This is a genomic window from Mesorhizobium sp. M1A.F.Ca.IN.022.07.1.1 (assembly GCF_003997575.1).
In the GTDB taxonomy this organism is placed as follows: Bacteria; Pseudomonadota; Alphaproteobacteria; order Rhizobiales; family Rhizobiaceae; genus Mesorhizobium.
On record NZ_RZST01000038.1, the window covers coordinates 1 to 26,527 of the forward strand.

The following is a 26,527-nucleotide window of genomic DNA, read 5'->3' on the forward strand; positions in this document are numbered from 1 at the left end:
CCCGCCGCCGAGCAGCAGGCCGAGCCGGAACAGGCGGCCAAGCCTGAGAAACGAAAGGCCAAGAAGCAGCCCGCCGCCGAGCAGCAGGCCGAGCCGGAACAGGCGGCCAAGCCTGAGAAACGGAAGGCGAAGGAGCAGCCCGCCGCCGAGCAGCAGCAGGCCGAGCCCGAGCAGGCGAACAAGCCTCAGAAGCCGAAGGCGAAGGAGCAGCCCGCCGAGCAGCAGCAGGCCGAGCCCGAGCAGGCGGCCAAGCCCAAGCCACGGAGCCAGAAAAACAAGGCGTGCGATCCGCAGGCTGACGCGAACTGCTAGACGGCCGCGAAGGAAAGTCGATTGCACAGCCGCCGGAGTTATCCGGGGCGAGTCAGCGACACTCGTCTTTGCAGTCCGAGTCCCTGCGATTCTCCCCGACGTTCCTCGGCTCCGATAGCGTCGGATCCTTGGCGGCGGATGGGCCCAGTGCCGGGACGTTGTTCTGAACCGTCATGACCAATGTTCGGCGGCCGGCGCGCGCATGTCGGTGGGCGGGCGCTGAACGAAGCAAGGACGAAGCAGTCGTGGCGCTCGAGGAGAAATTCACGCGCTATCGCCAGAGACGCTGACGGCTGGTCTGCGCTATGCCGAAGCGAAGGGCATGTGAAATCGGGGCAGGGCGATGTTGGAACCATTGCCATTTGCCACAGAAGCCGGGCTAGGCCGCGCGTGAGCCTTAGTGGGGTGCAGAAAACGCGTCAGGGGGCCCTATTTCGTTCACCAGTCGCGCGCCTGTCGAGCGGCGGCACTCGACAAAGCCGCCGGTGAACAACTCCTGGGACCTTCGCCCCTTGTCGAAGTTCGGTAGCTGGGCGGCGCTGTTGCGTCGGGATGGCATATCGGGCCCGATTGGAACGGGCTGATCAGAGGAGACCCGACAAAAGAGCCGTCCCTCACACCGTCGGGCTCTTTCAATGCATTGGCGGCGCTTTATTGAAGAGCTTTCCGGTGACCAGCTACACCGTTGAAACGATGTCGGGGACGGATGCAGTATTGCCTACGCGAGGACCACCTCACCTAAAGAAGCCGCTGAATGGGTGACCGGCCGCCACGTACAGGACCGGCGAGACGAGACCCAATGGGTTCGCGTCACCGACGACACCAATCGAGCGGTCTACAATTTGCTCCAGATAGGAAAAGCCCGCCGCCGAGACGGCCCGGGTCCCTCACTTGTTAGCCGCCCGCGGCGCAAAGCTTTCAATTCCCAACGTCTCTCGCCGTGCGACTACGGGGGTCGGCAGAAGGCAAACGGCGATTTAAAAACACGCAATAGAAAATTGCGATGAAAATAGAGGCAGAAGCCCAAAATTTGACAACGCGTTGAAGCGGAAGCGGCCGTTGAAAACTTGAGTTGAAATTATAACCAACTGTAACTGATCGATTTTTTGCCCGGCACTTTGGACTGTCAGGTTTGGCACGTCGCTTGCACCGCAATGTTGCAATGCAAAACAACCAGCTTGGGAGTGTGCAATATGAGGGGCAATTTCTCGACAATAACAAAATTGTTTTCGGCCGGCGTGATCGCTGCCGGCCTGTCGATATCGGCTCCCGCCAGAGCGGCCGACGACACGATCAAGGTCGGCATCCTCCATTCGCTCTCGGGGACCATGGCGATTTCGGAGACGACGCTGAAGGACGTCATGCTGATGCTGATCGAGGAGCAGAACGCTAAGGGCGGCCTGCTCGGCAAGAAGCTCGAGGCGGTTGTCGTCGATCCGGCCTCCAACTGGCCGCTCTTCGCCGAAAAGGCGCGGGAGCTGATCTCCAAGGACAAGGTCGCGGCGGTCTTCGGCTGCTGGACCTCGGTGTCGCGCAAATCGGTGTTGCCGGTGTTCTCGGAGCTCGACAACATCCTGTTCTACCCCGTCCAGTATGAGGGCGAGGAAAGCGAGCGCAACGTCTTTTACACGGGTGCTGCCCCCAACCAGCAGGCCATTCCGGCCGTCGACTACCTGATGAGCGCCGATGGCGGCTCGGTGAAGCGCTGGGTGCTCGAAGGCACCGACTATGTCTACCCGCGCACCACCAACAAGATCCTCGAAGCCTATCTGAAGTCGAAGGGCGTGCCGGCCGAGGACATCATGGTCAACTACACGCCGTTCGGCTTCTCCGACTGGCAGACCGAAGTCTCGGCGATCAAGAAATTCGGCTCGGCCGGCAAGAAGACGGCCGTGATCTCGACCGTCAACGGCGACGCCAACGTGCCGTTCTACAAGGAACTGGGCAACCAGGGCATCAAGGCCGAGGACATTCCAGTCATGGCCTTCTCAGTCGGCGAGGAAGAACTGGCCGGTCTCGACACCGGACCGCTGGTCGGCCACCTCGCCGCCTGGAACTATTTCGAGAGCGTCGACACGCCCGAGAACAAGAAGTTCATCGACGACTGGCACAAGTTCATAAAGAACGACAAGCGCACGACCAACGACCCTATGGAAGCCCACTATATCGGCTTCAACATGTGGGTGAAGGCAGTCGAGAAGGCCGGTACTACCGATCCGGACAAGGTCATCGACGCCATGGTCGGCGTCTCGGTGCCGAACCTGACCGGCGGCTATTCGACGATGATGCCGAACCATCATATCACGAAGCCGGTGCTCATCGGCGAGATCCAGGCCGACGGCCAGTTCGAGACCGTCTCGCAAACGCCCGGCCTTGTGATGGGCGACGAATGGTCCGACTACCTGCCCGATTCCAAGAACCTGATCTCCGATTGGCGCGCGCCGCTCAGTTGCGGCAACTTCAACGTCGCCACCGGCAAGTGCGGCGGCAAGGGCACCAACTGATCCTCCCAGGTCTGTCGGGTCGCCGCGTGGCCCCGCGATCCGAGACCGCGGCCCGGGCGGGCCTTCGCGTCCCGCCCGGGCAGAAACCTCAAGCTTTCGAGATCCGCTGAAGCTGATGATCCTGTTGCGCGCGATTGGCTTGACGCTGCTGCTGACGATGGCAAGCCTGCTGCCGTCGAAGGCAGGCGAGGCCGATCTTCGCGCGGCAATAGCCAAGTTCGCTACAGCGACTAATTTCTCGGCCACGGAAGCCATCGTGCGCGAGCTCGCGACCAGCGGCGATCCGGCCGTCGAAAGGCCGCTGTCGGCGCTCGCCGACGGCAACCTCTATATTCGCAAAGCCGATTCGCAGGTCTTCATCGGCAAGGACGCGGCGAGCGGTGTCGAACTGCTCGATCCTTTCAGCGGCGACAAGTCCGCCGATGCCGCCAAGGCCGATCTCACCAAGATCAAGGTCAACAACGGTCTTCGCCGCGCCATACGCGACGCGCTGGGGACGCTGACGCTGCGCGCCAAGGACGCGAGCGTGCGCCTTGCCGCCGCCGCGACCATGTTCAAGACACCCGACGCGGCGAATATCGAACCGCTCGATGCCGCGATCGCTGCTGAGACCGACCCAGCCGTCAAGACGATGTTCGTGCAGGCGCGCGCGGCGTCGGTTCTGGTTTCCGACAAGCCGGAAGCCGACAAGCTCGCCGCCATCTCGGCCATCGCGGCGCGCGGCGACCGCGATGCGCTTTCGCTGCTGACCTCCGTTGAGGCTGGCGCGCAGGGAGCGGTCAAGAACTTGGCAACCGCCGCGATCGGCCATATCAATTCGACGCTGGCATTGTGGGATGCCGGCCAGAACATCTGGTACGGCATATCACTCGGATCGGTGCTGCTGCTCGGCGCTATCGGTCTTGCCATCACCTTTGGCGTCATGGGCGTCATCAACATGGCGCATGGCGAGATGGTGATGCTCGGCGCCTACACCACCTTCGTCGTCCAGCAGGTGATCCGCACGTCGTTTCCGAGCCTCTTCGACTGGTCGCTGGTCATCGCGCTGCCGCTCGCCTTCCTGGTCTCGGCGCTGGTCGGCCTCGTCATCGAGCGCGGCGTCATCCGCTTCCTCTACGGCCGGCCGCTGGAGACGCTTCTTGCCACATGGGGCGTCTCGCTGATCCTGCAGCAGGCGGTGCGCACCGTCTTCGGCCCGACGAACCAGGAGGTCGGCAATCCGTCCTGGATGTCGGGATCGTTCGACATCGGTCAATTGGCCATCACCTGGAACCGGCTGTGGATACTGGTGTTCGCGCTGCTGGTGTTCGGTGTGCTGCTCTACGTCATGAAGCGAACGCCCTGGGGCCTGCAGATGCGTGCCGTCACCGCCAATCGGCGCATGGCCGCATCCATGGGCATCAGGACGCCTTGGGTCGACGCGCTGACTTTCGCGCTCGGCTCAGGTATCGCCGGGATCGCCGGCGTGGCGCTCAGCCAGATCGACAACGTCTCGCCCAATCTCGGCCGCGGCTACATTATCGACAGTTTCATGGTCGTGGTCTTCGGTGGCGTCGGCAATCTCTGGGGCACGCTGGTCGGCGCCTTCTCGCTCGGCATCGTCAACAAGTTCCTCGAGCCGTACGCCGGCGCGGTGCTTGGCAAGATCGTCGTGCTGGTACTGATCATCCTGTTCATCCAGAAGCGGCCGCGCGGCCTGTTCGCGCTGAAGGGCAGGGCGGTGGAAGCATGATCACGCAGCGCTTCTTCGGCGCCGACCGGCGCATCGCGATCGCCATCCTCGTCCTGCTGGCGGCGGCCGCCATCGTGCCGCTGCTAAACCTCGCGGTGTCGCCTCAAAGCGCTTTCTACATTCCGCCTTACATCGTCTCTTTGGTCGGGAAATATCTCTGCTACGCGCTGCTGGCGCTCGCGCTCGATCTGGTCTGGGGCTATTGCGGCATCCTTTCGCTCGGCCACGGCGCCTTCTTCGGGCTCGGCGGCTATGCGATGGGCATGTATCTGCTGCGTCAGATCGGCTCGCGCGGCGTCTATGGCAATCCCATCCTGCCGGACTTCATGGTGTTCCTGAACTACAAGGAACTGCCCTGGTTCTGGCACGGCTTCGACCATTTCTGGTTCGCCGTGCTGATGGTGCTGGCCGTGCCGGGCCTGCTTGCCTTCGTATTCGGCTGGTTCGCCTTCCGCAGCCGCGTCACCGGCGTTTATCTCTCGATCATCACCCAGGCGATGACCTATGCGCTGCTGCTTGCCTTCTTCCGCAACGACATGGGTTTCGGAGGCAATAACGGCCTGACCGATTTCAAGGACATCCTCGGCTTCAACATCCAGGCCGACGCGACGCGCGCGGCGCTGTTTTCAGCAAGCGCCGTCACGCTGGCGTTCGCGGTCTTTGTCACTGCGGCGATCGTGCGCTCCAAATACGGCAAGCTGCTGATGGCGGTGCGCGACGCCGAAAGCCGCACCCGCTTCCTCGGCTGGCGGGCCGAGAATGTAAAACTCTTCGCCTTCAGCGTCTCGGCCGTCATGGCCGGCATCGCCGGCGCGCTTTACGTGCCGCAGGTCGGCATCATTAATCCCGGCGAGTTCGAGCCCGCCAATTCGATCGAAGTGGTGATCTGGACCGCCGTCGGCGGGCGCGGCACCATCGTCGGCCCGATTATCGGCGCGCTCCTGGTCAATGCCGGCAAATCCTGGTTCACCGGCGTGCTGCCTGAATTCTGGCTATTCGCGCTTGGCGGGTTGTTCGTCGCCGTAACGCTGTTCCTGCCCAAGGGCGTGGTCGGCATGTGGGATAGCTGGCGCGGCAAGGCCAGGGCGCTGCGCGCGGCCTCGCTCGCCGCGAAAGCCGGCATCGACCCGCCGGAAGCGCAGCCGAAGATCGAGCGCTCGGCGGCGAGAACGCCGGGCGCGTGGTCGGCCAACGGCCCCGAACCGCAGCCGGCGGAGTAAGCGACCATGAGCAAGTCGAACACCATTCTATATCTGGACGGCGTCTCGGTCTCCTTCGACGGCTTTCGCGCCATCAACAACCTGTCGCTGGTGCTCGACAAGGGCGAGATGCGCGCCATCATCGGACCCAACGGCGCCGGCAAGACGACGATGATGGATATTGTCACCGGCAAGACGCGGCCGGACGAGGGCGAGGTATTCTTCGACGGTCGGGTCGATCTCACCAGGCATGACGAAGCCGAGATCGCGATGATGGGCATCGGCCGCAAGTTCCAGAAGCCGACCGTCTTCGAGAGCCACAGCGTCGAGGACAATCTGATGCTGGCGCTGAAGGGGCCGCGCTCGATCTTTCCAGCGCTCTTCCATCGCGGCTCGCCGAGCGGGGCCAGGCGCATCGACGCCATCCTCGGCATCATCCGCCTCGGCGACAAGCGCGGGGAGGTCGCCGCCAATCTCAGCCATGGCCAGAAGCAGTGGCTGGAGATCGGCATGCTGCTGGCACAAGACCCGAAGCTGCTCCTCGTCGACGAGCCGGTCGCCGGCATGACCGACGCGGAGACCGAGGAGACGGCGCGCCTGCTCAAGGACATCGCCCGCGACCATTCGGTTGTCGTCGTCGAGCACGACATGCATTTCGTGCGCGAGCTCGGCGTCAAGGTCACCTGCCTGCACGAGGGCTCGGTGCTGTCGGAAGGCACGCTCGATTTCGTTTCGGCCGACGAACGCGTCGTCGAAGTCTATCTGGGGCGCTGAGCATGATCTGGCGGGTCTCGTTGCATCGTTTCGACCTTTCCTTCCTCAGGTGCTGGAGAAGGGGCTGACCATGCTCGAAGTCTCCGACGCCACGCTCCATTACGGCGCCGCCCAGGCGCTGCGCGGCGTTTCGCTGAAAGCGGGCGCGGGCAAGATCACCTGCGTACTCGGCCGCAACGGCGTCGGCAAGACCAGTCTGATGAGATCCATCGTCGGCCATCATAGGCTGACGAGCGGAAGTGTTGCCTTCGAGGGGAAAGCGCTCGAGCGGAGCGCGGCGTATGACCGCGCCCGGTCGGGCATCGCATTCGTGCCGCAGGGCAGGGAAATCTTTCCCCTGCTCACGGTGCGCGAAAATCTGGAATCGGGGTTCGCACCGCTGAAGCGCGCCGACCGCAACGTTCCAGCTCATGTCTTCGAGCTGTTTCCAGGGTTGAAGCAGACGCTCGGCCGCCGCGCCGGCGACTTGTCCGGCGGCCAGCAGCAGCAGCTCGCCATAGGCCGCGCGCTGGTGATGCGGCCGAAGCTGCTCGTGCTCGACGAGCCGACCGAAGGCATCCAGCCATCAATCATCAAAGACATCGGCCGCGCCATCCGCTATCTGCGCGACCAGGCGGGGATCGCGGTGCTTCTGGTCGAGCAGTATCTGGATTTCTGCCGCGAGCTTGCCGACGAGGTCAACATCATGGATCGCGGCCAGATCGTGCATACCGGCCCCGCCGAGGATCTGGACAGGCCCGATGTACGCAAGCTCCTTACTGTCTAGGTTCAGTCGTCATCCTTTGGCCGAAGCGCCGCAAAACAATGTCGTTTCGATGGAAAGTCCGTAGAAGCGCGCCATGTTCTGCGCGGCATCCTGCGTTCGACATTAAGCCGATAGGGCTGAGCAAAGCATGGGATAAGAATCGCCGATCGGGGAATGCTCGTACAACGACACTTATGAATCGCTTGTCGCGCAGCGCCCACGCGTTCCAATCCGCGGCCGCGGTTTGCTGGGGGCGAACTCCAGTCTGAGCCATCCGAAAGCGACCTTTCTGCTCACCCAACAAGCCGTCATTCGGACAGATGGAAAGCTCCCTTCTTCCGCGTCAAAGGACGCCTGAGCCCAGGGGATCGACTCGCCTCGTCAGGCTCCGCGATTGAAGCGATCTATCCTAAAATCGTCGAGGGCCGTTTCGCAGTCGCCGGTGGTGATGAGCTCGGCCATGGCGTCGCCGACACCCGGACCGAGCTGGAAGCCGTGCCCGCTGAAGCCGAAGGCGTGGAACAGGCCCGGCGTCGTCGACGAGCGTCCCATGACCGGCAGCATGTCGCGGACATAGCCTTCGCAGCCCGACCAGGTGCGGATGACCGCGACTTGCGCGATCGCCGGCAGCAGCCGCGCGACGGCCCGCAATTGCGTCGGCAGGCGCATGGGGTCGGCGGCCGCATGGCCTGGATCGAGGTCCACCGACACTCTTTCGGCCGCGCCGCCGAAGACGATGTTGCCGCGCTCGACCTGACGCAGATAGGCGCCATAGTCCTTGTCGCGCGTCCAGATGCCGACCACCGGCAGGATCCGGTGCGGCAGTGGCTCGGTCACACCCATTTGTGGACCGCGGGCATCGAGCGGGACCTCTTCGCCGAACAGCGCGGCGACGCGCGCGCCCCAGGCGCCGGCGGTGTTGACCAGGCATTCGCCGGCGAAAGCGCCTTTTGAACTGGCGACAAGGAAACCGGAGTCGGTCCGCTCGATCCTTTCGACCCGAGCTTCGTCGATGATTTTCGCGCCCAGCTTGCGGGCGGCATCGGCGAAGGCCGGCGCGATCAGCCGCGGATTGCCGCTGCCGTCATGCGCAGAGAACGACGCCGCGATCGCGTCCGGACCGAGGCCGGGAAAACGCGCGCGGATCTCGCGCGGGCTGAGCTGCTCCAGCTCGAGTCCCCAGGGACGCGCCGCCTCGGCATAGCTGCGCATGTCGGCGAGACCGCCTTCATCGAAGATCAGCCGCACGTGACCGGTGGCGCGGAATTCGACATCGCGCCCCAGCATTTTTTCGGCCTCGCCCCACAGCCGGAGCGAGCGGTGGGCCAGCGGAAGCTGCGACAGATGACGCCCCGTGCGCCGGATGTTGCCGAAGGAGGCGACGGTTGCTCCACTGCCGATCCGGTTGCGCTCGATCAGCGTCACGCGGGCGCCGCGCCTGGCCAGGAAATAGGCGGAAGCCGTCCCCATCAGGCCGCCGCCCAGCACGATCACATCCATTGTCGTTCCTTAGCGCAGAGGGCTGATCCTGATCCATCTTGTCGGCGCCGCGGCAATGCGTCAAAGATGGCTTTGGATAAAAGCCATAAGTTTTACCTATGGAGTAGGAATGCGGGCCCGGCAGCTCGAAGTGTTCATCGCCGTCATGCGCGCGGGCACCGTGACCGCCGCGGCGCGAATGCTGAACATCTCCCAGCCCGCGCTCAGCCAGATACTGCTCCACACTGAGGACGAGCTCGGCTTCACGCTGTTCGAGCGGGTCAAGGGCAGGCTGCGGCCGACCCCTGAGGCGCTCGAGATCTTTCCCGATGCCGAGAGGCTGTCGGCGGGGCTCGACGGCCTGCGCCGCAAGACCACCGATCTGCGTCTCGGTCGGACTGGACTGGTGCGGGTCGCCGCCTCGCCGCCGCCGGCCATGGCGATATTGCCGCGCGCCTTCACCGCATTTCGGGCGCAGCATCCCGACATGCTGCTGCGTTCCCATAGCGCGCCGATCGCCGCGATTGTAGACATGCTGCGCGCCGGCGATGCCAGCCTCGGCGTGGCCATGGATGACCGCCTGCCTCCCGATATCGAGGCCGAGGTGATCGGCAGCGTCGGCTTCGCCTGCCTGCTGCCGCGCGGACACGCGCTGCAGAATAAGCCCGAGCTGACGCTCGCCGATCTCGTCGGGCAGCAACTGATATCCTATCGCGGCAACACGCGTCCCGCCGACGAGCTGGCCCACGCGGCCCGCGCGCAAGGCGTGGCGCTTTCACCGTCGCTGGAGATCGACGTTTCGATTTCTGCCGTCGGCTTCGTCCAGGCTGGTCTGGGCGTGGCTCTCGTCGACGCGCTGCTGCCGTGGCACCAGTTTTCCGGCCTCGCTGTCAGGCCGCTGGCGGGCGGCCCGGAATTCCCGATCGCGCTGCTCACGTCCCGCGCACGAGCCCTTTCGAGGGCCGACGAAACGATGCGCGATGACATCCGCACGGCCTGCTCCGCCGTTGTCGGCGAGCATAGCGTCAAGGTATAAGTACGACTTATATTCTTGCCCATCATCCATCTTGGACCGTGACTGTCCGCTCGTGCGAGTTTCCGAGCAGACGGAAAGGGACGCATCATGGATGGAGCCATTGCGACGGATGAGGCGCTGAAGAAGGCCGACTGGAAGGTCGGCGTCGATATCGGCGGGACATTCATCGATTTCTGCGCGCTCGAAGCAAACTCCGGACGCGTCGCTTCGCTGAAGGTGCTGACGACGCCGGAAGATCCGGGTGCCGAGCTGATGACGGGGCTCACCTTGCTAGCCGAACGCGAAGGCTTCGACGCGACCCATATGACGCGCTTCGTGCACGGCACGACGGTCGGCATCAACACCATCATCCAGCGCAAGGGCGCGCCGCTGGCGCTATTCACCAATGCCGGCTTCGAGGACGTGATCGAACTCGCGCGGCTTCGCATGCCGGACATGTATTCGCTGTTCTGCGCGCGGCCGGATCCTCTGATCTCGCGCGACATGGTGTTCGGCATTCCGGCCCGCATGCGCGCCGATGGCAATGAATCCCAGGCGCCCGACACGGCGGCGGTGGAGAGCGCGGTCGCGGCCGCGAAAGCGAACGGGGCGCAGGGGATCATCGTGTCCTTCCTTCATTCCTGGCGCAACGCCGCGCAGGAAACCTCGGTAAAGGCGGCGATCGCGCGCCTGGCGCCCGACCTCTTCGTCTTCACCTCCGCCGAGGTGTGGCCGGTCATCCGCGAATACGAGCGCAGCTCGACCGCCATTCTCAATGGCTATGTCCATCCGCGCGTCTCCGGCTATCTGACCGCGCTGGAAGAGCGGCTGAAGCATCGCGGCGTGCCGGCCCGGCCGATGCTGACGAAGTCGAACGGCGGGCTGATGAACGCCGCCGAAGGCAAGCGCGCCTGCGTGAACATGCTGCTGTCGGGAACGGCCTCGGGCGTCATCGGCGCCTCGTGGCTGGCGCGTCAGGCCGGCGAGGATAAGGTTCTCACCCTCGACATCGGCGGAACCTCGGCCGATTTCGCGCTCATCATAAACGGCGAGCCGCAGTTCGGCACCGGCGAGCTGATCGGCGAATTTCCGCTCCATATCCCTTCCGTGTCGGTGAGCTCGATCGGTGTCGGCGGCGGCTCGATCGCCAGCGTCGACGCGCAAGGAGTGCTGCGGGTCGGGCCGGAATCGGCCGGTTCGACGCCGGGACCCGCATGCTACGGCCGTGGCGGTGAGCGGGCGACGGTGACCGACGCCATGGTGGTGTGCGGATGGCTCGGCCATAGCGAGATGGCCTATGGCCAGCTCAGCATCGAGACCCAACTGGCGCATCGCGCGGTCGGCGAACTTGCGATGCGGCTCGGCCGTCCGGTCGAGCAGACCGCGCAGGCGATCCTCGACATCGCGGTGTCGGAAATGTTCGTCGAGGTCGAGAAGCTCGCCTCGCGCGCCGGCGTCGATCTGCGCGATTTCACCCTGATGCCATTCGGCGGCGGCGGCCCGATGCTTGGTGCCTTCCTGGCCCGCGAGCTCGGCATCAAGCGCGTCATGGCGCCCCGCCGCCCCGGTGTGGTATCGGCGCTGGGTGGACTGGTGGCTGATCTGCGCGGGGACTTCATCCGCACCATCTTCAGCCCGCTTTCCGGCGCGTCGCTTCCCGGAATCTGCGAGGCCTTTGAGGCGCTTGCGCAGGAGGGCCGCGACTGGCTTGCGGCGCAGGAGCACGATGCGGCCGCGCAACTCACACTCTCCTGCGACATGCGCTACTTCGGCCAGAGCTATGAGATCGAGGTCGTCCTTTCGCCCCAATGGCTGGCGGACGGCGATGCGGCCGCGATCGAGCAGGCATTCCACCGTACCCATGAGCAGCTCTACGACTTCCACGATCCGGACGGCGCGATCGAGCTCGTGAATGTTCGGCTGTCCGCGATAGGCGCAGGTCCGGCGCTCTCCTTCCCCGAGACCGAGGAGATCGACGTCCCGACCCATCCGGCGCGCCGGGTGCCGGTCTACACCGGTCTGACCGTCGAGACCATCGACCTCCATGACCGCCAGACCCTGGCGCCGGGCAGCGCGTTTCACGGGCCTGCGGTGGTGGTCCAGGAAGATACCACCTTCGCTCTCCCCGCCGGAACGCAGGCGCGGGTCGATCGCCACCTTAATCTCGTTCTGACTTTCGCGGAGTGACGCCTTGTTCGACCGCACAAATCTTCAGGTTCTGGCTAACCATGCCCGCGCGGCGGCCGAGAACATGGCCCACACGCTGCACCGCACCGCGCACTCCGCCTTCGTCAAGGAGACGCAGGATTTTACGGTGATGCTGATGGATCGCTCGGGAGCGACCTTCGCCGTCCCGATGGAACTCGGCGCCACGTGGTATCCGGGGCTTTCCTATCACCGTGCGATCGCCATGGTGAACGACTACCGGCCGGGAGACGTCGCCTTCACCAACGATCCCTATTCCGGCCACGTCGCCACGCACGCGCCCGATACGCATTTGTGGAAGCCGGTCTTCGTCGACGGCGAGATCGTCGCCTGGACGGGAGGGCACATCCACAACACCGACATGGGCGGGGCTGTGCCGGCTTCGCTCAGCCGTGCGCTCACCGAAATCCATCAGGAAGGCATCCGCTTTCCGCCGATGAAGCTGGTGAGGGAAGGCGTCTTCGACGACACGATCCTCAGGATCATGAGCACCAATGTGCGCAAGCCGGACCTCAACATCGGCGACATCAAGGCGCTGGTCGGCGCGCTCAACACCGGCGAGCGCAAGATCCAGGCGATGGTGAAGAAGTTCGGCAAGGCCGGCTTCCTCGAAGGCGTTGCCGCTCTTCTTGACCATGCCGAAGCACAGGCGCGGGACGTCCTGCGCGCCATGCCCGACGGCACCTGGCAATTCGCCGACTATGCCGATGAGGATTCGGTCGAGGCCAATCCCTGCCGGCTGAAGCTGACGCTGACGATCAAAGGCGATGAGGCCGTGCTCGACTTCACCGGCTCCGATCCGCAGCTCGGCTCCTCTCTCAACGTGCCTTCGGGCGGCGACCCGCGCCACACGATGCTTTTGGTCGGGGTGTATTACGTGCTCTACACGCTCAACCCGAAAATCCTGCTCAACACGGGCCTCACCCGGCCGTTCACCTGCATCACGCCGCAAGGTTCGGTGCTGAACCCCGTCCATCCCGCCGCCGTCGGCATGCGCTCGCTCACCTGCGCCCGGCTGCGCTCGGTCATCTTCGGGGCCTTCTCACAGGTGCTGCCGGAGCGCTTGCCGGCGGCGCCGGCCGGCAACAACTGCATCGTCAACGTCATGACCATCGATGAGCGCACCAGCCGGAGCGTCATCGCGGCGGTCAACCCCGTCGTGGGCGGCGGCGGCGCGATGCCGCGTCGCGATGGCACCAATGGATCGGGCGCCGATGCCGCCTATCTCAAGAACACGCCGATCGAGATCACCGAGACCGAGACGCCGGTCGAGTTCGTGAAATATGGGCTCGCCCAGGACAGCGGCGGTGCGGGCCGCTGGCGCGGCGGGCTGGCGACGGAGATGGCTTTTCGTGTCTTTGCCCCCGACTCCCGGATTACGGCGCGCAATCGCGACCGCAGCTTCTTCCGTCCCTGGGGCGTGCTGGGCGGCAAGGCGGCCGGCTTGTCGGACATGGTCGTCAATCCGGGCACCGACCGCGAGCGGCGGCTGGGCAACATCGACACGGCGGTGCTGCAGCCGGGCGACGTGCTCGCGATCCGCTCCGCCGGCGGCGGCGGACGCGGCGATCCGTTTCAGCGCGAGCCCTGGCGGGTCGCTGAGGATGTGCGGCGCGGCTATCTCTCGCGGGCCGCAGCCGAAAGCGACTACGGGGTCGTTATCCGCGGCGGCGAAGTCGACGAGCACGCGACGGAGCGGCTGCGCGCGAGGCACAAGCCGGCCGCCGGCCATTTCCATTTCGGGCCGGAGCGCGACAGCTACGAAGCGCAGTGGACGCCGGCCGCCTATGATCGGCTCCACGCTCTGCTGGACGCCTTGCCGATCCACTGGCGGTTCTTCGCCAAGACGGAGATTTTTCGCCGCATGAAAGATCGCTCCGGGCCGGAAGGCGTCCAAGCGGCCTTCGAGGCGGTCTGCGAACGCTTTCCCGAACTGCCTCGTCCGGGGCCGGTACGAGAGGCCGCCGAATGATGACGGTCGGCCGCATCGTCCGGCTGGCCGAGCGCGATCGCGAGGAGGTGCAATTCCTTCTCGACGGTGAGACGCGCAACGCGCTGGACGGCGACACCGTGCTGACCGCAATGCTGGCTACAGCACATGCGCTCCGGAGTTCCGAGTTCGGTCCCGAGCCGCGCGCAGGTTTCTGTCTGATGGGAGCCTGCCAGGACTGCTGGGTGTGGCAAGAAGAGGGACCGCGCCTGCGTGCGTGCACAACTCTTGTCGTCGAAGGCATGCGGCTGCACACGACGCCGCCGGAGAACTGGCCGTGAGCGAGCCCTCATCGCCGCGCATCGTGATCGTAGGTGCGGGCCCCGCCGGCATAAGGGCCGCGGCGACACTGGTCGAGGCCGGGCTCCATCCGGTGGTGATCGATGAAGGGCACCGCGCGGGTGGGCAGATCTATCGCCGCCCGCCTGCCGGGTTCGTCCGAACTCCGGAGCAACTGTACGGCTCTGAGGCGGACAAGGCTCGCGCGTTGCATTTGCTCTTCGACCGGATGGCCGATGAAGGGCGGCTCACTTATTGCGCGCGCAGCTCCGTCATCGCCGTGCATGAGGGGCGGCTGCATGTGCTGGGGGAGGGCGGCGCGGAGGTCGTCTTCTACGACCGCCTGATCCTCGCCACCGGCGCTTCAGACCGCGTCGCCCCGATCCCTGGCTGGCAGAACGCCGGCGTCTTCAGCCTTGGCGCGGCGCAGATCGCGCTCAAGGCGCAGGGCGTCGCGCTCGGATGGCGCATCGTGCTTATCGGGTCGGGCCCCTTGCTGACGCTGGTTGGCATGCAACTCCTCAAGGCCGGAGCGGATGTGGCGGCGGTGCTCGACACCTCTTCCTGGCGCCAGCAGATGCGCGGGTTCTGGGGACTTGCCGCCCGACCAATCGTGGCGTTGCGCGGGCTGGCCCTGCGGGCGCGGCTTGGTCGCCGCTACCACGCTGGCGTGACGCCTTTGCAAATCGAGGCCGATGGACGGGGTGTCACCGGGATGCGCTGGCGCGACGCCGGCGGCCGGGAGCGCGTCACCCCATGCGACATGATCGGGATCGGCTGGCACCTGCGGGCGGAGACTCATCTGACTGACCTTGCGGGATGCGCCTTCACCTATGACGAGCAATGGCGGCAGTGGCTGCCGAAGACCGACCGGATGGGACGGGCCGGCAATGGCATCTACCTGGCCGGTGATGGGGCTCGTCCTCTCGGGGCGGACGGCGCGGAGATCGCCGGGCGCCTTGCCGCGGCGGAGTGCCTTGCCGATCTTGGAAGCCCGGTGCCCACCGTCGGCGCCGACCTGCGCAGGCTCGCACGGCTCGAGCGCTTTGCCCGCGGTCTGGCCCAGGCCTTTCCTTGGCCAGGCGCGATGGTGAGGGCGCTTCCCGACGATACGATCGTCTGCCGCTGCGAGAACGTCACTGCCGGGGCCGTGCGCGAGGGCACGACTCTCGGCGGCGGCGAGGCCAACAGGGTGAAATCGCTCTCGCGCGTCGGCATGGGGCGCTGCCAGGGGCGTTATTGCCAGTTGGCAGCCGCCGAACTCATCGCGGCCCACGCCGGCTGTAGGCCCGAGGATGTCGGCCGGTTTCGCGGGCAGGCCCCCATCCGGCCTGCCCCCATCGGTGCCTTTCTTCGGGAGAGCTGATGCAATCCGGAGGGTTCACCTGCCAAGCGAGGTCGGAATGTCGCGTTTGAAACTAGAAGTCGGCGACCTTGCCCCACGCCGAAGCATCGAAACGCCGCGGATCGTAGGATTTCGGATCGACGATCGGCTCCAACCCGGTGACAAGATCGGCGACGAGGTGCCCGGCACCGGGTCCGATGCCGAAGCCGTGACCCGAAAATCCGGCAGCCAGGAAGAAGCCTGGAACGGCGTGGATCTCGCCGATGGCCGGCACGCCGTCCGGGGTGCTGTCGATGTAGCCCGCCCAGGCCGCGCTGATCTTCGTCTGCCGCAGCGCAGGCAGCAGCTCGAGCGCGCGGGCATGGGTCAGGCGGATGGTCGCCTGATCCGGCATCGGATCGAGGATACGCATCCGCTCCATCGGCGTCGGCCGGTCGAGCCGCCAGCGTTGGAGCGTTTCGTGGCCTGAGCGCACCCCCTGCAACCCGCCGGGCGCGAGGCTGCGCCAGCGCTTCAGGAACATGGGGACGAACTGCGAAGCGAAGCGCAGCTGCTGCGGCGTCACGTCGACGCGTCCGCGGCCGCTTATGGCGAGCGTGTAGCCGCCGTCACCGCGCCGCGTCGCCGAGATTTTTGCCGTGTGTAGCGCATCCGGCAAGCCCCCCGCGCCGGGCGAGACGGACAGGATGGAGGAGCGGATCGAGGCCTGCGGGAAGCGGAAGCCGAACTGACGGCAAAAGGAGGACGCCCAGGCGCCACCGGCCAAAACCGCCGCCCTCGTGCGGATCGTACCGCTTTCCGTGACCACGCCGCACAGGCGACCGCCCTCGGTCTCGATACCGCGCGCGGCGCAATTCTGATGCACCGTGCCGCCAAGCTGGACGATGGCGCGGGCGACCGCTGGCGCGGCCTGCGACGGATCGGCGGTGCCGTCGGTCGGCGAGAAGACGCCGCCTTTCCAGGTACGGCCGGTGGCGCGGCCCCGCCCGCTGGCCTCGGCGCTGTCGAGCATGTGCGTGGTGACGCCCGCTGTTCTGGCGAAGTCACGCCAGCGCGCCCAGCCGGCCAGTTCCGCCTCGTCATTGCTGAGATAGAGCAGGCCGCAGCGGCGAAAGCCGGTGTCCTGGCCGCTTTCGGCCGCAAAGCGCTCCCAGAGATCGAGGCTGCGCGTCGCCATCGGCAGCTCGCGGGCGTCGCGGTTCTGTTGGCGGCACCATCCCCAGTTCCTGCTGGACTGCTCGGCGCCGATGCGTCCTTTTTCGACAAGCGCGACCTTCAAGCCGCGCCTAGCCAGGTAGTAGGCCGCGAAGACGCCGACAATGCCGCCGCCGATCACCACCGCATCCGCGGATTGCGGCAGTTCGTCGGATGTCTCGATCTGTTGCAGCGGCGCGCGCATGGTCCTCTCTCTGCCTTTGAGGCTCGAATCTAGCGCGTTGCGCAGGCAGCCGCTGCCGCAGTTATGCTTCAGGCAGAATTTTATTCCGTAGCGCGCAATGAAATCGAGAGTCCCTGCGTGTCAGAGCAGGCCCATCGGATAGACAGGCCTGCGGGCTGTGGTAGTGTCACGGCTAGAGAAGTGGCGGCATTTTGTGCTGTGGCTTGCGTTCTTCGGAGATGGACGTGAAACTGGATCGGATCGACATCAAGATTCTGCATGAATTGCAGAAGAACGGCCGCATCACCAATGTGGAATTGGCCGAACTGGTGCACCTGTCGCCGAGCCCGTGCCTGATGCGGGTCAAGAAGCTCCAGTCGGAAGGTTATATCGAGGGCTATTCCGCGCAGGTCAACATCGGCAAGCTCGGCCAGACACTGACCGTGTTCACCGAAATCACCTTGAAGAACCATCGCCAGGTGGACTTTGCCCGCTTTCTCGCCGTCGTCGAGAAGATCGATCAGGTCATCGAATGCCACCTCGTGTCGGGCGGTTACGACTATCTGATGAAATTCGTGACCGCCGGGATTGGCGAGTACCAGACGATCATGGAGCGGCTGACCGATATGGATATCGGCATCGACAAGTATTTCAGCTTCGTGGTGCTGAAGTCGCCGATCGTCAAATCGCACATGCCGCTGCCCAGCCTGTTTCCCATGTAGTCAGCGGGTAGCTGTGCCGGGCGCTGCAGTTGTCTGCTGCGGTCCGGGCTACAGGACCCCGGGCTGCAATAGTGCGCGCAACGCTTTCAACTCGGCTTGCATCTCGGCGATCATCCAGGCGCGGATATCGGAGACGATCGGCCGCACTGGCCGTGAGCGAGGTGCAATCAATTCATGGATCCGTCCGGTGTTGATCTGCCTGTCCGAGGCCGGAACGAGCGTTGCCTGAAGCAGTGCCCTTGAGACATTGCTGAGCCAGCCGAGCGCCACGCCTTCTCCGTTCATCGCGGCTTGAAGCACGACCGCGTAGTCCGAGAATTCGAGCCATTTCGCCCTGCTGGTCTTGCGGTGGGCTACGCTGCCCCAGGCGTCCAGCCACTGCTCCTTGGCGTCGGTGAGATGAAGCAGGATATGACCTTCGCCGTCCGAGTCATGGTTCAAGCGGCCGTGGTGCGACAGATAGGATGGGCTGCACACCGGAACGATGATTTCCGGCGAGAAGGCCCAGCGGTGATAGTGGATGTCGTCGTCGGCCAGGATTCTGGTGGCAAGCTCGACATTCTCGGCGGGTCCTCGCAGAACGCCGGCGATGAGTTCGAACCTCAGGTCCACGTCGGGAAATCGCGTGTTGAACGCCGTTAACCTCGGAACGAACCAGTGCGTAGCGAGAGAGCTCGAGAGCGAAAGGGTAACCACCGGCTTTGCGGCACTGTTCCGCTTGATCGTGCCGATCGCCTCCTCGATGCCGTCAAATCCTTCCCGTACAGCCGAATAGAGGGCGCGCCCCTCCGGGGTCGGGGACAATCCCGTTGGACCGCGCGTGAACAGAGCCACGCCGAGATCGGCCTCCAGCTGAGCGATGCTGCGGCTGATCGAGGGTTGCGTGACGTTGAACTCGCGCGCTGCAGCCGTGAAACTTCCTGAACGGACAGCGGCCTCGAAAACGAGGAGTCCGCGTGCGGATGGAACGAGTTTTGCGAAGCCAGCCATACGCCAAGCGTATAGCCGCCCCAACAATTTTCAAGCTTTCCTGCGGTCCTGCAAATCGCGAACTATAACCCTCATGAATGGTTCGGAGCAGCATGTGCCGGCAGCGGCATTCCAAGCGGGGAGCACATCCGGCGATCCACTGCTTCAGCCGTTTCGGCTCAAGGGTCTAACGCTGCGCAACCGCGTCGTCAGCACCAGTCATGCCTCAATGCTGGACGAGGGTGGCCTGCCGCTCGAGCGCTATCAGCGCTATCATGAAGAGAAGGCGCGCGGCGGCCTGGCGATGACTATGGTCGGCGGCTCGGCGATGACGTCGCCCGATTCGAGCTGGGGCGGCGGTCAGCTGGATCTTTCCAGCGATCGCATCATCCCTCATCTCCAATCGCTGTCGCAGCGAATTCATCGCCACGGCGCGACGGTCATGTGTCAGGTCTCGCATCTCGGCCGGCGAGCTACTGCCTATGCCGGTCACTGGTTGCCCCCGGTTGCGCCGTCACGCGTCCGCGAGACGCGAAACCGGAATTTCCCCAAAGAAATGGACGCCGCGGACATCGACAGGATCGTCAAGGACTACGCCAGTGCCGCCAGGCGCTGCGTTGACGGCGGCCTGGACGGCGTCGAGACCGTCACCGGCGGCCATCTGATCGGCCAATTCCTGTCGCGCAGAACCAACAGGCGCACGGACGCTTTCGGCGGCTCGCTGGAAAACCGCGCGCGCTTCGGGCTGATGGTTCACGAAGCGATCCGCCGCGCGGTGGGCGACGACTTCGCCGTCGGGATCCGCTTCGTGATCGACGAGGCGGTTGACGACGGATCGGATTTCGAGGAAGGCCTTGCCTTCGCCCGGCTGTTCGAGCGCGAAGGCCATGTCGATTTCTTCAACTGCATCTTCGGCCGCATGGACACCGACTTGTCGCTGGCCGAGCAGAATATGCCCGGCATGTTTATCAGGAGCGCGCCGTTTCTGCCGTTGGTTGGGCAGTTCAAGCGGGAAACCAGGCTGCCGGTCATCCACGCCGCCGCCATCAGGGACGTAGCCACGGCGCGGCACGCGATCCGCGCAAACCTTGTCGATCTGGTCGGCATGACTCGAGCGCATATTGCCGACCCGCATATCGTCAACAAGGTGATGCGGGGCGAAGAAGACCGCATCCGCCCGTGCGTCGGCGCGTCCTACTGCCTGTACAAGAAGGTCCATTGCATTCACAACCCCGCCAGCGGCCATGAAACGATCGTCAGCCACATCATTGACTGGACCGAAACGCCGAAACGGGTGGTCGTCGTCGGCGGTGGTCCGGGCGGGATGGAGGCGGCCCGGGTCGCCGCCGAGCGCGGGCACAGCGTGACCTTGTTCGAAGCTGGGGCCCGGCTCGGCGGGCAGGTGCTGGTTGCGGCCTCGGCTTCCGACCGCAAGGATCTGATCGGTATAGTCGACTGGCGCGCCGAAGAGCTCGCGCGCCTGGGCGTGGATGTCCGCCTCAACACCTATGCGGACGCAGATGGAGTGCTTGCCGAGAAACCGGATGCCGTTATCGTCGCCACAGGCGGCATCCCGGACATGGAGTGGCTGGAGGGCGCTGAACATTGCGACAGCGTCTGGGATATCTTGACCGGGGTCGTGCCCGCGAAGGCCGATGTGCTCATCTACGATGAGACTGGACGCCAGGCCGCCATATCCTGTGCCCTGCATCTTGCCCGCCTGGGACATGCGGTCAGCCTGGCCATGGCTGACGACACCCTTGCGATCGAGACACCCTATCCGGACCGGGTCAGTTTCCGCAAACTCGCGTCCGAACTCGGCATCCGGGTCGTCGGCGATCTGCGGCTCATCAAGGCAGCGCGCCACGGCAACGGCATCGCCGCCCGGTTCCGGCATGAGCTCACCGGTGCAGAAACGGAAATGACCGCGGCCCAACTCATTGTCGAGCGCGGCACGGCACCTGTGGAAGATACCTATCAGGAATTGCGTGCCCGCTCCGCCAATGAGGGCGTCACCGACACCGCGCTCATGACGGGAGTGGCGACAAAGGGGGTGCAAGGGCTCCAAGCTCCAGGATCCTTCGTCCTGCACCGCATTGGAGACGCGGTCGCCAGCAGGGACATCTACTCGTCAATCTATGAGGCCTACCGGCTCTGCTCGCAATTGTAGTCCGGCGAATCCCCTCCGGTCAGTTTGGTCAGCGGTGGCCGTACTGAGTGACGAGCTCGGGGTCGCGGACGAGGCCGTCGAGCCAGGTCGGATCGAGCTTCGGCACGGAGGAAAACAGAAGTTTGGAATAAGGGTGCGTGGGCGCTTTCACCTTGTCGGGCGTGATCTGCTCCACCCGCTCACCATTGTACATGACCATGATCTCGTCGCAGATGGCCTCGACGACGGAGAGGTCGTGGCTGATGAAGATATAGGAGAGCCCCAGCTCGCGCTGCAGCTCCTTGAGTAGCTCGATCACGGCGGACGCTACAACCGTGTCGAGCGCTGAGGTGATTTCGTCGCAGATGATGAGCTTCGGACCGGCCGCCAGCGCGCGCGCGAAGTTCACGCGCTGTTTCTGGCCGCCCGAGAGCTCCGAGGGATGACGGTAGCGCAGCGACCTCGGCAGGCGCACCATGTCGAGCAACTCGTCGACACGCTTCGAGCGCGCCTGCTTGTCGAGCCCGTGATAGAAAGCCAGCGGTCGCGAGATGATGTCCTCAATGGGCTTGGCGGGATTGAGCGCGGTATCGGCATACTGGAACACGATCTGCATCTCGCGCAGCTGGTCGCGAGTGCGTTTCCGGGCGGCGCGCTCCAGTGCCTTGCCGTCGAAGACGATATCGCCGGTCGCCGCCGGATGAATGCCCGCGATGGCGCGCGCCAGCGTCGATTTTCCGCAACCGGACTCGCCGATGACACCGAGATTGCGGCCCTTCTCCACGACCAGGCTGACGGAATCGACCGCGCGGATAACCGGCTGCCCGTCACCTTTCACCGGGCCGTATCCGGCTATCAGATTGTCGATGCGAAGCAGCGGCTTTGGTCCGGAATCTTCATCCGCCCGTATCTGCCTCGACTTCGGCTCGAAAGCGGCCAGCAATTCCCGTGTATAGGGATGCTGGGCAGCCGAAAGGATTCCGGCCGTCGTGCCGGTCTCCTGCACCTCGCCGCCCTTCAGCACCACGATGCGATCTGCGATCTGGGCGACGACCGCGAGGTCGTGGGAAACGTAGACACCCGCTATGCCGCCCGCCTTCATCACCGACTTGAATGCTTTGAGCACGTCGATCTGGGTCGTCACGTCGAGTGCGGTCGTCGGCTCGTCGAAGATGACCAGTTTGGGATCGCCGATCAGCGCCATGGCGGCCGCCAGCCGCTGCAATTGCCCGCCTGAAACCTGGTGCGGATAACGGGCGCCGATACCGTCCGGATCAGGCAGCGACAAGGCCCGGAACAGCTCGACCGCGCGCTTTCGCGCCTGCTCGGGTGGCATCAGGCCGTGGATGCGCGTGACTTCGATCACCTGCTCGATGATGGTCGACGAGGGGTTGAAGGCGGCGGCGGCGCTTTGCGGAACATAGGCGATGTCGGTGCCGCGCAACCTGGCGCGTTCCCGCTCGGTAAGCGCAGCCATGTTCTTGCCGTTGACATTGATCTCGCCGCCAGTAATCCGGCAGCCGGGCCGCGCATAGCCCATGAGGGAGAGCGCCACCGTCGTCTTGCCGGAGCCGCTCTCGCCGATCAGGGCGACGATCTCGCCATCGGCGATGTCGAGGCTGACGCCCTTGATGATTTCGACCAGACGTCCGGCGTCGGTCTTTGCCTCGATCCGAAGGTTTCTGACCTCGACGAGATTGGTCATGCGTCCCGGTCCCTGATCTTCTGCGGCAGGTTGTCGATTAAGAGGTTGACGCTAATGGTCAGGCTGGCGATCGCCAGCGACGGCACGATGACGGCCGGGGCCGCGAAGGGCAGGCCGCCGATGTTCTCGCGCACCAGCGCGCCCCAGTCGGCTAAAGGCGGCTGCAGACCGAGCCCGAGGAAGGACAGGCCGGAGAGCAAAAGTACGATGAAGACGAAGCGCAGGCCGAAGTCAGCAAGCACAGGCCGGATGATGTTCGGCAGGATCTCGGAGCCGATGAGATAGATAGTGCTCTCGCCGCGGACGCGGGCGACGGTCATGAAATCCATGGTGTTGATGTTGACGGCAAGCGCCCGCGCGAAGCGGTAGGCGCCCGGGATGTAGATGACGGCGAGCGTCAGGATCAGCACCGGGATCGATGAGCCGACCGCGGCGACGACAACAAGGCCGAACAGCTTGCTGGGGATGGAGTTCATGGCGTCGAGGAAGCGGCTGAGGCAGGTATCGAACCAGCCGCCGGTGACGGCCGCGATCATCCCCAGCACGACCCCTGAAAAGCAGGCGATCGAGACGGCGGCAAGCGATATGCCGACGGTGTAGCGTGCTCCCATGAGAACCCTGGAGAGCATGTCACGCCCCAGATAGTCCGAGCCGAGCCACAGGCCCTGGCGCATCGGGCCGAAATAGTCGTCGTCGACGATATCGCCGATCGGATGGGGAATGATGTAGGGCGCGAAGATCGCGACCAGCGTCCACGCCAGAATGACCAGCGAGGCCACGACGCCCACGAGGTTGTAGCTGTGGCCCAGGAAGGACCGTCGGGAGGATGCCGCGCGCGCCACTGTCATCTGAGCCTCGGGTTGGACATGATGGCGACGATGTCGGCGGCCGTGATGAGCAGGAGATAGCCAAGGCAGAAGATCATCGCGCAGCTCTGGATCAGCGGCAGGTCGCGGGTCGCGACCGCATCGACCATCAGCTTGGCGATGCCGGGATAATTGAAGATCGTCTCGACGATGATGACGCCGCCGACCAGATAGGACAACGAGAGCGCGACCGCGTTGACGATCGGCCCAAGCGCGTTCGGAAGGGCGTGCTTGAGCACCATGCGGCTGCGAGAGGCGCCTTTGAGAAGCGCCATCTCGACATAAGGCGTTGAGAGCGTTTCGATCACCGCGGCGCGCGTCATGCGGATCATTTGCGCCGAGATAACGAAGGTGAGGGTGATCACCGGCATCGAATAGATGCGCACGAGGTCGGCAAGCGAGTGCGCCTCGTTGACCGAAGACAACGCCGGAAGCCATTTCAGATAAACGGCAAAGAGCAAGACGGCGAGGGTCGCGACCATGAATTCCGGCACCGAGATCACGCCGATAGAAAGCACGGTGACGGTGCGGTCATAGACGGAGCCTCGTAGCATCGCGGCGGTGATGCCGAGCGTCAGCGCCAGCGGCACCGAGATCAGCGTGGTGATGCCGGCGAGCTTCATGGTGTTGACGAAGCGCCCGCCGATCAGGGCCGCGACCGGCATTTCGTTTGCGTAGGAGGTCCCGAGATCGCCATGGAGCAGACCGACAAGCCAACGCAGGAAGCGCAGGATCGCCGGATCATTGAGATGCATGGCCTCGCGCAGACCGGCGACCGCCTCGGGCGTCGCCGCCTGGCCAAGCAGGATCGACGCCGTGTCGCCCGGCAGCATGCTGGTGGCGAAAAACACGGCGAACAGGACGATCAGAAGGGTGACGATCGCGATCGCCAGCCGCTTCAACACGAGGTTTAGAACCCCAGACTTCATGGAAGCTCCCTGCGGTTGCGTTCGGCCAAACAATCTTGCGCAATGCAGTGCAGGGGACCGGCTGACCGGTCCCCTGCAGGCGCCTCTCAGGCTTCGAGCCAGAGGTATTCCGCCATTGCGTACCCCATCATGCCACCGAGCGGGTTCGCCTCCAAACCCTTCACCTTGCTGGAAAGGGCATCGACGTTGGAGATGTAAGCCGGGATGATGGTGCCTGCTTCCTCGGAGATCATGGTCTGCATCTGCCCGTAGATCTCCTTGCGCCTGGCCTGGTCGAGCAGGCCGCGCGCCTCGACGAGCAGCTTGTCGAACTTCTCGGACTTGTACTGGCTTTCGTTCCAGGGCGCGTTGGAGGCGTAAAGCAGCGAGAACAGGATGTCCGGCGTCGGGCGCGGATTGATGTTGCCGAAATGGACAGGCGCCTTGAGCCAGTAATTGTCCCAGTAGCCGTCGGATGGGACCCGCTGAACGTCGAGCTTCATGCCGATTTCCGCGCCGGCGGCCTGGATGATGACCGCCATGTCGATCGACGAGGTCGCGGCGTCCGAGGCGACCACCGGAATGGACTGGCCGAGCAGGCCCGCCTTCTTGAAGTGGAACTTCGCCTTGTCCGGATCGAAAGCCTTCGGCTTGAGGTCCGCATTGTGGAAGATGTTCGCCGGCGAGACGGGCTGGTCGTTGCCGATTTCGCCGAGGCCGCGCAATGCCGATTTCACGATCTGCTCGCGGTTGACGAGGTATTTCATGCCGGTCACGAAATCGGCCTTGCTGCCCGGATCCATGTCGAGCCGGATGTTGAGGTCCGTATAGTTCCCCGAGGTCGTCTTCGACAGTTCGAAACCCTGCTGGCTCTGCAGCAGCTTCATTGCGCGCGGATTGATCGCGGCAGCAAAATTGATATCGCCGGAAAGCAGGGCGTTGACCCGGGCGCTGTCGTCGCTGATGGCGATGAATTCGAAGGAGTCGAGATAGGGCTTGCCCGACTTCCAGTAGTTCTTGTTCTTGGTGACGACCGAACGGACGCCCGGTTCGAACGTCTGCAGCACGAAGGCGCCTGTGCCGTTGCCCTTGGAGAAGTCGGTGGTGCCGTCGGCCACGATCATGAAGTGGTGCAGCGCCAGGATGGTCGGAAGGTCGGCATTCGGATCGGCGAGGGTGATTTCGACCGTCGATTTGTCGACCGCCTTGAAGCCGGTCATCTGTGCGGCGATCTTGGCGACCTTGGAGCCGACCGACTTGTCGAGATGGCGCTTGAGCGAAAAGACGACGTCGTCAGCCGTCAGGTCCTTGCCGTCGTGGAAGGTGACGCCCTTGCGCAGCTTCACCGTCCAGGTCTTTGCGTCCTTGCTGTCGATGCTTTCGGCCAGTTCCATCTGCGTCTTGCCATCCTTGTCGAGGAAGGTCAGACGGTTGTAGAGCGAGCAGCAGCGGACATAGTCCGTGGAGAGCGATGCCTTTGCCGGATCGAGCGTGTCGGCCGTCGATGACGACCAGCCGGCCGCCTTGAAATTTCCGCCGGAGACCGGCGTGGCGGCGACGGCCTGCGTGGCACGGCCAAGCACAACGCCGCCCGCGGCAACCGCGGCGCCGCCCGCCAGCAGCATTTTGAGGAGTTCGCGGCGGCTCGCGCCTCGCCGGATGGCGTTTTCGACCATCGCATCGTCTGCTCCGGTCCAGTTGGTGATCTTGTCGGTCATGTCATTCCCCTTTCGTTGGTTGGTCAGGACGCGCGTCTTGCTGCGGCTTTTCCGGGCTTGGGTTCAGGTTCGTTCTTTCATGCTCTCCCGCACGGCCGCCGCAAACGCGGCCATCGAGGTGAAGTGGTAGTCCGGCACGGTGAAGCGCTCGGGCTCGATCGTGCCGCCATAGCCCTTCTGGGCATGACGGCGCTCGATCCAGCAGTTGGTCATGCCGAGCGCCCGGGATATGCCGATGTCGTGATGCTGGCTTTGTGCGACGTGCAGGATGTCGTCCTTGCTGTCGCCGCGCGACGCCACGAAATCGAAGACCTTCTGGAAAAAGGCGGGATCCGGTTTTTCCGTGCCGGTATCGTCGGCGGTGAAGGTGGCAAAAAAGGGCGATCCGAGCTGCTTCTCGAAATGGTCGAGAGCCCAGCGCCGGGCATTGGTCATGGCAATCAGCTTATGAGACGTCGCAAGGTCGGCCAGCGCCGCCCTGCTGTCGGAGAAGCCCTGCCAGACGCTGGCCGACCTTGCGACGTCTCATAAGC

At 64.5% G+C, this 26,527-nt stretch carries 19 protein-coding genes and 2 pseudogenes; 13 read left to right on the plus strand and 8 right to left on the minus strand.

Features of this window, described 5'->3' with window-relative positions; all coding sequences use genetic code 11:
• The 6 genes and pseudogenes from EOA75_RS33925 to urtE all read left to right on the plus strand — a co-directional run.
• Window positions 1-312, plus strand: a pseudogene (locus EOA75_RS33925) (OmpA family protein); the annotation flags it as partial.
• A gap of 1,193 nt (window positions 313-1,505) precedes the next feature.
• Window positions 1,506-2,816 carry an urea ABC transporter substrate-binding protein gene (gene urtA, locus EOA75_RS07220; RefSeq protein ID WP_067327408.1) on the plus strand — a complete coding sequence of 437 codons (1,311 nt, stop codon included), beginning with the start codon at window positions 1,506-1,508 and terminating at the stop codon, window positions 2,814-2,816.
• Between the two features lie 115 nt (window positions 2,817-2,931).
• Entirely contained in the window at window positions 2,932-4,548 is a 1,617-nt protein-coding gene (urtB, locus tag EOA75_RS07225; RefSeq protein WP_095830571.1) for an urea ABC transporter permease subunit UrtB, read from the plus strand.
• Window positions 4,545-5,768: an urea ABC transporter permease subunit UrtC gene (gene urtC / locus EOA75_RS07230; RefSeq protein WP_127323949.1), complete on the plus strand. Its 1,224-nt coding sequence runs from the start codon at window positions 4,545-4,547 to the stop codon at window positions 5,766-5,768. The genes urtB and urtC overlap by 4 nt, the downstream gene beginning before the upstream one ends.
• A gap of 6 nt (window positions 5,769-5,774) precedes the next feature.
• Window positions 5,775-6,521: an urea ABC transporter ATP-binding protein UrtD gene (urtD, locus tag EOA75_RS07235; protein ID WP_127323950.1), complete on the plus strand. Its 747-nt coding sequence runs from the start codon at window positions 5,775-5,777 to the stop codon at window positions 6,519-6,521.
• A gap of 70 nt (window positions 6,522-6,591) precedes the next feature.
• Complete coding sequence (urtE, locus tag EOA75_RS07240) at window positions 6,592-7,287, plus strand: urea ABC transporter ATP-binding subunit UrtE (RefSeq protein ID WP_127323951.1); 696 nt, start codon at window positions 6,592-6,594, stop codon at window positions 7,285-7,287.
• Between the two features lie 360 nt (window positions 7,288-7,647).
• On the opposite strand, the gene EOA75_RS07245 is transcribed toward urtE, so the two are convergent.
• On the minus strand, window positions 7,648-8,766 hold the full coding sequence (locus tag EOA75_RS07245; protein ID WP_127323952.1) for an FAD-binding oxidoreductase: 1,119 nt from the start codon (window positions 8,764-8,766) through the stop codon (window positions 7,648-7,650).
• Window positions 8,767-8,875: 109 nt separating this feature from the next.
• On the opposite strand from EOA75_RS07245, the gene EOA75_RS07250 reads away from it, so the two are divergent.
• The 5 genes from EOA75_RS07250 to EOA75_RS07270 all read left to right on the plus strand — a co-directional run bounded on the left by EOA75_RS07250 (window position 8,876) and on the right by EOA75_RS07270 (window position 15,600).
• A complete protein-coding gene (locus EOA75_RS07250) occupies window positions 8,876-9,781 on the plus strand; it encodes a LysR family transcriptional regulator (protein ID WP_095801060.1) in 906 nt (301 codons plus the stop codon).
• A gap of 87 nt (window positions 9,782-9,868) precedes the next feature.
• Complete coding sequence (locus EOA75_RS07255; protein WP_127323953.1) at window positions 9,869-11,947, plus strand: hydantoinase/oxoprolinase family protein; 2,079 nt, start codon at window positions 9,869-9,871, stop codon at window positions 11,945-11,947.
• A 4-nt stretch (window positions 11,948-11,951) separates the two neighbouring features.
• Window positions 11,952-13,937: a hydantoinase B/oxoprolinase family protein gene (locus EOA75_RS07260; protein WP_127323954.1), complete on the plus strand. Its 1,986-nt coding sequence runs from the start codon at window positions 11,952-11,954 to the stop codon at window positions 13,935-13,937.
• A complete protein-coding gene (locus EOA75_RS07265) occupies window positions 13,934-14,236 on the plus strand; it encodes a (2Fe-2S)-binding protein (RefSeq protein WP_127323955.1) in 303 nt (100 codons plus the stop codon). The genes EOA75_RS07260 and EOA75_RS07265 overlap by 4 nt, the downstream gene beginning before the upstream one ends.
• Window positions 14,233-15,600, plus strand: a complete 1,368-nt coding sequence (locus tag EOA75_RS07270; RefSeq protein WP_127323956.1) for an FAD/NAD(P)-binding oxidoreductase — start codon at window positions 14,233-14,235, stop codon at window positions 15,598-15,600. Before EOA75_RS07265 ends, EOA75_RS07270 begins: the two co-directional genes overlap by 4 nt.
• A 52-nt stretch (window positions 15,601-15,652) precedes the next feature.
• Here the strand turns inward: EOA75_RS07270 and EOA75_RS07275 are convergent, their stop codons facing one another.
• Window positions 15,653-16,978, minus strand: a complete 1,326-nt coding sequence (locus tag EOA75_RS07275) for an FAD-binding oxidoreductase (protein ID WP_127323957.1) — start codon at window positions 16,976-16,978, stop codon at window positions 15,653-15,655.
• 224 nt (window positions 16,979-17,202) lie between these two features.
• Here EOA75_RS07275 and EOA75_RS07280 point away from each other — a divergent pair, with 224 nt between their 5' ends.
• The gene (locus EOA75_RS07280) at window positions 17,203-17,679 is read left to right on the plus strand and encodes an Lrp/AsnC family transcriptional regulator (RefSeq protein WP_066989429.1); all 477 of its coding nucleotides are present in this window, start codon (window positions 17,203-17,205) and stop codon (window positions 17,677-17,679) included.
• Window positions 17,680-17,727: 48 nt separating this feature from the next.
• Here EOA75_RS07280 and EOA75_RS07285 read toward each other — a convergent pair whose 3' ends face one another.
• Window positions 17,728-18,669, minus strand: a complete 942-nt coding sequence (locus tag EOA75_RS07285) for a LysR family transcriptional regulator (RefSeq protein WP_095801054.1) — start codon at window positions 18,667-18,669, stop codon at window positions 17,728-17,730.
• Between the two features lie 73 nt (window positions 18,670-18,742).
• Between EOA75_RS07285 and EOA75_RS07290 the strand changes: the two genes are divergently transcribed.
• Window positions 18,743-20,818, plus strand: coding sequence for an NADH:flavin oxidoreductase (locus EOA75_RS07290; RefSeq protein WP_127323958.1), 2,076 nt, complete (start codon window positions 18,743-18,745; stop codon window positions 20,816-20,818).
• A gap of 28 nt (window positions 20,819-20,846) precedes the next feature.
• On the opposite strand, the gene EOA75_RS07295 is transcribed toward EOA75_RS07290, so the two are convergent.
• The 5 genes and pseudogenes from EOA75_RS07295 to EOA75_RS07315 all read right to left on the minus strand — a co-directional run.
• Entirely contained in the window at window positions 20,847-22,502 is a 1,656-nt protein-coding gene (locus tag EOA75_RS07295; protein ID WP_095801052.1) for an ABC transporter ATP-binding protein, read from the minus strand.
• A complete protein-coding gene (locus EOA75_RS07300; protein WP_066989179.1) occupies window positions 22,499-23,350 on the minus strand; it encodes an ABC transporter permease in 852 nt (283 codons plus the stop codon). The genes EOA75_RS07295 and EOA75_RS07300 overlap by 4 nt, the downstream gene beginning before the upstream one ends.
• Window positions 23,347-24,297 (minus strand): ABC transporter permease, encoded by a 951-nt coding sequence (locus EOA75_RS07305; RefSeq protein WP_066989177.1) that lies wholly within the window; start codon window positions 24,295-24,297, stop codon window positions 23,347-23,349. The genes EOA75_RS07300 and EOA75_RS07305 overlap by 4 nt, the downstream gene beginning before the upstream one ends.
• 86 nt (window positions 24,298-24,383) lie before the next feature.
• Complete coding sequence (locus tag EOA75_RS07310) at window positions 24,384-25,994, minus strand: ABC transporter substrate-binding protein (protein ID WP_127323959.1); 1,611 nt, start codon at window positions 25,992-25,994, stop codon at window positions 24,384-24,386.
• Window positions 25,995-26,057: 63 nt separating this feature from the next.
• A pseudogene (locus EOA75_RS07315) lies at window positions 26,058-26,527 on the minus strand (HAD-IA family hydrolase); the annotation flags it as partial.